Origin of the sequence: Stenotrophomonas sp. PS02289, assembly GCF_029960115.1 — a bacterium.
In the GTDB taxonomy this organism is placed as follows: Bacteria; Pseudomonadota; Gammaproteobacteria; order Xanthomonadales; family Xanthomonadaceae; genus Stenotrophomonas.
In genome coordinates this window covers 1-5,392 of record NZ_JASCOZ010000227.1, presented here as the reverse complement: position 1 = coordinate 5,392, position 5,392 = coordinate 1, and the positions used below count along the sequence as shown (strand labels likewise).

The window sequence follows — 5,392 nt, the reverse complement described above, 5'->3', positions numbered from 1 at the left end:
CGGCTGCGCTATGTCCAACCGGGTCGAAGCCACGCAGGGCGTGGCTCTACGGAATCGTTCAATCGTTCGCTGCGGACAGCGCCTTGCCGCGCGCCGTGGCGGCTTCAATCGCACGCGCCACGATCGCCTCGAATCCGTCTGCCTGGAACGACTCGACCGCGGCCTGGGTGGTGCCGTTCGGCGAGGTCACCCGCCGGCGCAGTTCCGCCGGGGCTTCACCGGATTCGTCCAGCATGCGGCTGGCCCCCAGAAGGGTCTGCACCACCAGCGCATGGGCGGCATCGGCTGGCAGGCCCTGCGCGCGGGCGGCGGCTTCCATCGCTTCCGCCAGCAGGAACACATAGGCCGGGCCGCTGCCGGAGACGGCGGTCACCGCATCCATCTTCGCTTCGTCCTCGATCCACACCGTGCGCCCCGCCGTGGCCAGCACCTGGTCAGCCTGGGCGCGCTGTCCGGCGCTCACCGCAGACGTGGCAAACAGGCCGGTAACCCCGGCCCCGAGCAGCGCCGGGGTATTAGGCATGGCACGTACCACGGCGTCGTGCCCGCCCAGCCACTGCTGCAGCTGGGCGCTGGTGATGCCGGCGGCAATGGAGACCACCAGCGGCGAATGTTGCCTGGCCAGGTCGGCCAGGTCGGCGCAGACCTGCGACATCACCTGCGGTTTCACCGCGAGCACCCACACCCCGCCCTGTGCTGCGGCTTCTGCCGCGCTGGCGTAGGTGCTCACGCCGAAGTCGGCGCGCAGCGCATCGCGCAGTTCGACCACCGGTTCGGCGACATGGATGTGGGCCGGCGCGGTGCCCTGGCGGACCAGCCCGGCAATCAGGCTGCGGGCCATGTTGCCGCCGCCGACGAAGGTAATGGAGTGGGTGTTCATAGGGGTTCCAATGATCAATGGCGTGCGCCGAACAAGGCCGTACCGACCCGCACCAGCGTGGCACCGTGGGCGATGGCTTCAGGGTAGTCAGCGCTCATGCCCATGGACAGGGTGTCGACCTGCGGGTACTGCGCTGCCAGCGATTCGAACAGGCCCCGCATGCGCTCGAACGCCTGCGCGCGGCGTTCGGCCTCTGGCCAGGGCGCAGGAATGGCCATCAGGCCGCGCAGGCGCAGGCGAGGCTGCGCGGCGATCAGCGCCGCCAGCTCCGGCACCTGCTCCGGCGCGCAGCCGTGCTTGCTGCCTTCATCGTCGATGTTGACCTGTATCAGCACGTTCAGGGCGTCGCGATCAGCGGGCCTGTGCGCGGCCAGTGCGGTGACCAGCTTGGGGCGGTCCACGCTCTGCACCCAGTCAAAGTGCCGCGCGGCCAGCTCGGCCTTGTTCGATTGCAGGTGGCCGATCAGGTGCCACTCCAGCCCGAGTGTGACCAGCTGCTCACTCTTGGCCACCGCCTCCTGCACGTAGTTTTCGCCGAACGCGCGCTGTCCCTGCGCGGCCAGGGCTGCCACCGCGGAGGCCGGCTGGGTCTTGGAAACCGCCAGCAGCAACGGATCTGGCCGCCCGGCGGCAGTCGCCGCGTTGTGCAGGTTCAGCAGAAGGGTCGAGAGGGGCAGGGCGGACACGATGGCTTTCCGGTAGTTCAGGAAGGCTATACTGCCGACCGGGGAAAGATCCTTCCAGTCGCAGCAGTCTATGGGGAGTAGCAGCGTATGGATATCGCCGAACTGTTGGCGTTTTCCGTGAAGAACAAGGCGTCGGACCTGCACCTGTCTGCAGGCCTGCCGCCGATGATCCGTGTGGACGGCGACGTCCGCCGCATCAACATTCCGGCTTTGGACCACAAGCAGGTCCACGCGCTGGTGTACGACATCATGTCGGACAAGCAGCGTCGCGACTACGAGGAATTCCTCGAAGTCGACTTCTCGTTCGAGATTCCCAGCCTGGCGCGTTTCCGCGTCAATGCGTTCAACCAGAACCGGGGTGCGGGTGCGGTGTTCCGTACCATTCCCTCGGAAGTGTTGACGCTGGAAGACCTGGCCGTGCCGCCGATCTTCCGCGAGCTGATCGACCAGCCGCAGGGTCTGATCCTGGTCACCGGTCCGACCGGTTCGGGCAAGTCGACCACGCTGGCGGCGATGATCGACCACATCAACAAGAACGAATACGGTCACATCCTCACGGTCGAGGACCCGATCGAATTCGTGCACACCTCGCAGAAGTGCCTGATCAACCAGCGCGAAGTGCACCGCGACACGCACGGCTTCAACGAAGCGCTGCGTTCGGCACTGCGTGAAGATCCGGACATCATCCTGGTGGGCGAACTTCGCGACCTGGAAACCATCCGCCTGGCACTGACCGCGGCGGAAACCGGCCACCTGGTGTTCGGCACCCTGCATACCAGCTCGGCGGCCAAGACCATCGACCGCATCATCGACGTGTTCCCCGCCGGCGAAAAGCCGATGGTGCGCTCGATGCTGTCCGAGTCGCTGCGCGCGGTGATCTCGCAGGCCCTGCTGAAGAAGGTGGGCGGCGGTCGTACCGCAGCATGGGAAATCATGGTCGGCACCCCGGCCATCCGAAACCTGATCCGTGAGGACAAGGTTGCGCAGATGTACTCGGCGATCCAGACCGGTCAGCAGATGGGCATGATGACCCTGGACCAGCACCTGCAGGACCTGGTCAAGCGCAGCCTGATCACGCGCAACCAGGCCAAGGAATACGCCAAGGACAAGCGGATCTTCGAATAATCGGGGCACACTGCGATGAACACTACTTCTACCACGATCGACTTCACGTCGTTCCTCAAGCTGATGGCGCACCAGAAGGCGTCCGATCTGTTCATCACCGCCGGCATGCCGCCGGCGATCAAGGTGAACGGCAAGATCTCGCCGATCACCCAGACGCCGCTCACGCCGCAGCAGAGCCGCGACCTGGTGCTGAACGTGATGACGCCGGCGCAGCGCGAGGAGTTCGAAAAAACCCACGAGTGCAACTTCGCCATCGGTCTGTCCGGGGTGGGGCGCTTCCGTGTGAGCTGCTTCTACCAGCGCAACCAGGTGGGCATGGTGCTGCGTCGTATCGAGACGCGCATTCCCACCGTGGAAGAGCTGAGCCTGCCGCCGATCATCAAGACGCTGGCGATGACCAAGCGCGGCATCATCCTGTTCGTGGGCGCCACCGGTACCGGTAAGTCGACCTCGCTGGCGGCGATGATCGGCTACCGCAACCTGAATTCGACCGGTCACATCATCACCATTGAGGACCCGATCGAATTCGTGCACAAGCACGAAGGCTGCATCATCACCCAGCGCGAAGTGGGTATCGATACCGACAGCTGGGAAGCGGCGCTGAAGAACACCCTGCGCCAGGCTCCTGACGTGATCATGATCGGCGAAGTGCGTACCCGCGAGGGCATGGACCATGCCATCGCGTTCGCCGAAACCGGTCACCTCGTGCTGTGCACCCTGCATGCCAACAACGCCAACCAGGCGATGGACCGCATCATCAACTTCTTCCCGGAAGATCGGCGCAACCAGCTGTTGATGGATCTGTCGCTGAACCTCAAGGGCGTGGTGGCGCAGCAGCTGGTGCCGTCGCCGGACGGCAAGTCGCGCAAGGTGGCGATGGAAATCATGCTGGGCACGCCGCTGGTGCAGGATTACATCCGCGACGGCGAGATCCACAAGCTCAAGGAAGTGATGAAGGAGTCGGTGCAGCTGGGCATGCGCACCTTCGACCAGAGCCTGTTCGAGCTGTACCAGGCTGGCGAGATCAGCTACGAGGACGCGCTGCGTTACGCCGATTCGCAGAACGAAGTGCGTCTGCGCATCAAGCTCTCGCAGGGCGGCGACGCCCGCACCCTGTCGCAGGGTCTGGACGGCGTGGAGATCTCCGAAGTCCGCTGAGGCCAACATCGTTGGTCGTTTCCGGGCGCGCACGGTGCCACACCGTCGCGCCCGTGTTGTATCTGCCACGCCAAGGGGGCCGTGAATGACGCAGGAAGCCGCACTGAAGACCCGCTACGCGGGCATGGACACCGACGCGCTGCTGGCGCTGTGGCAAGGCCAGGAGCGCATGGACTGGGCCGAGGCCCTGCTCGCGCTGGAGTTGCAGGCACGAGGCGTCACACCCGAACGGCTGGACGAGCTGGCGGCCACGCGTGATCCCGACGGCATCAGCAGCGTCAGCCAGGGGGTGGGTGCGCCCACAGGTCTGGCGTACTTCTTCCTGATCCGGATGGGCACGATCGCCCTGCTGCTGGCCTGCGAACGCACGCTGGGCACGATGTTCGGCCGCGACGTGGCGATGCTGGCGATGCTGGCCGTGCTGCTGGGCTACATCCTGCTGAGTGGTTGGCAGGTCTGGCGGCGGACGCGCAAGCCCAGCGGCGGTGCTGCGGCGTTCGGTACGGCCTTCCAGGTGATCGAACTGGGTGTGCTGACCCTGGGCCTGCTGGCCGGGCTGGGATATGCGTTCAGCCAGTTTTCGGCCTCCTACGTCGATGACGCGCCACCGCCGTCGGGTCCGAAACCTTCGTTGATGGACCCCTGAAGCTGAACGCGAGGCCGCACAAGCCCCGCATGCGGTGGAATTTCATTGCCAGGTGAATCAATTTCACCTGCAACTGTCACGGCGATCGTGTCTAATACCACTCCCCACGAGCGGTACCCCCACCCATGTCCCTCCAATCCCATGGCCCCGCGCCGTGCGAAGACGCTGACGGCCACCTGGTCACCGCCGGGCCGTTGACCCCGCCGCCGGACAGCGCCGGTACCGTCGCCGACGAAAAAGCCCTGCGCCATTCCACTGCCGAAGACGTGCAGGGCATGGTGCTGGCCACGCTGGTGGCGTCGCTGGGGCTGGCGATCTTCGCCAAGGGTGGGCTGATGATTGGCGGCATGGCCGGGCTGGCCTTCCTGCTGCACTATTCGGCCGGTTGGAACTTCGGCCTGGTGTTCGTGCTGGTGAACCTGCCGTTCTACTGGGTCGCAGTGCGACGGATGGGATGGGAATTCACCCTCAAGACCTTCGCTGCGGTCACGGCCTGCGGCGCGCTCACCGACGTGCTGCCGCGTTTCGCCGATTTCTCGCATATGGCACCGCTGTACTCGGCGCTGGTGGGCGGCGCGTTGTCGGGGCTGGGTATTCTGTTCTTCATCCGCCACCGTGCCAGCCTGGGCGGTATCGGCATTCTGGCGGTGTATCTGCAGCGCACACGGGGCTGGAGTGCGGGCAAGGTGCAGATGTCGTTCGACACGCTGCTGATGTGCGCCGCCTTTTTCGTGCTGTCACCGATGCAGGTGATGTATTCGGCCATCGGCGCGGTGGTGCTCAGCCTGGTGCTGATGTTCAACCACCGCCCCGGGCGCTACATGGGCGTCTGACAGACCGCCTGGGCCGGCCAACGGCCGGCGCTACCCATGTCGGCAAGGCCCGGTAGCGCCGGCC

The 5,392-nt window shown here is 65.5% G+C and carries 6 protein-coding genes; 4 read left to right on the top strand and 2 right to left on the bottom strand.

What is annotated here, in order from left to right; genetic code table 11:
- Window positions 1–58: 58 nt before the first annotated feature.
- Complete coding sequence (gene proC / locus QMX83_RS19820; RefSeq protein ID WP_282298361.1) at window positions 59–880, bottom strand: pyrroline-5-carboxylate reductase; 822 nt, start codon at window positions 878–880, stop codon at window positions 59–61.
- A 14-nt stretch (window positions 881–894) separates the two neighbouring features.
- Complete coding sequence (locus QMX83_RS19815) at window positions 895–1,566, bottom strand: YggS family pyridoxal phosphate-dependent enzyme (RefSeq protein ID WP_282298360.1); 672 nt, start codon at window positions 1,564–1,566, stop codon at window positions 895–897.
- Between the two features lie 87 nt (window positions 1,567–1,653).
- Here QMX83_RS19815 and QMX83_RS19810 point away from each other — a divergent pair, with 87 nt between their 5' ends.
- The 4 genes from QMX83_RS19810 (at window position 1,654) to QMX83_RS19795 (ending at window position 5,328) form a co-directional block, all read left to right on the top strand.
- Window positions 1,654–2,691 carry a type IV pilus twitching motility protein PilT gene (locus QMX83_RS19810; protein WP_070208322.1) on the top strand — a complete coding sequence of 346 codons (1,038 nt, stop codon included), beginning with the start codon at window positions 1,654–1,656 and terminating at the stop codon, window positions 2,689–2,691.
- Between the two features lie 15 nt (window positions 2,692–2,706).
- A complete protein-coding gene (locus tag QMX83_RS19805) occupies window positions 2,707–3,849 on the top strand; it encodes a PilT/PilU family type 4a pilus ATPase (RefSeq protein WP_102944162.1) in 1,143 nt (380 codons plus the stop codon).
- 85 nt (window positions 3,850–3,934) lie between these two features.
- Window positions 3,935–4,495: a hypothetical protein gene (locus tag QMX83_RS19800; RefSeq protein WP_282298359.1), complete on the top strand. Its 561-nt coding sequence runs from the start codon at window positions 3,935–3,937 to the stop codon at window positions 4,493–4,495.
- Between the two features lie 125 nt (window positions 4,496–4,620).
- Entirely contained in the window at window positions 4,621–5,328 is a 708-nt protein-coding gene (locus QMX83_RS19795) for a YitT family protein (protein ID WP_282298358.1), read from the top strand.
- The last annotated feature ends 64 nt before the right edge of the window (window positions 5,329–5,392 follow it).

Coding starts and splice junctions, on each gene's coding strand:
- proC (WP_282298361.1), bottom strand. CDS start 880: ATGAACACCCACTCCATTACCTTCGTCGGCGGCGGCAACATGGCCCGC.
- QMX83_RS19810 (WP_070208322.1), top strand. CDS start 1,654: ATGGATATCGCCGAACTGTTGGCGTTTTCCGTGAAGAACAAGGCGTCG.
- QMX83_RS19805 (WP_102944162.1), top strand. CDS start 2,707: ATGAACACTACTTCTACCACGATCGACTTCACGTCGTTCCTCAAGCTG.
- QMX83_RS19800 (WP_282298359.1), top strand. CDS start 3,935: ATGACGCAGGAAGCCGCACTGAAGACCCGCTACGCGGGCATGGACACC.
- QMX83_RS19795 (WP_282298358.1), top strand. CDS start 4,621: ATGTCCCTCCAATCCCATGGCCCCGCGCCGTGCGAAGACGCTGACGGC.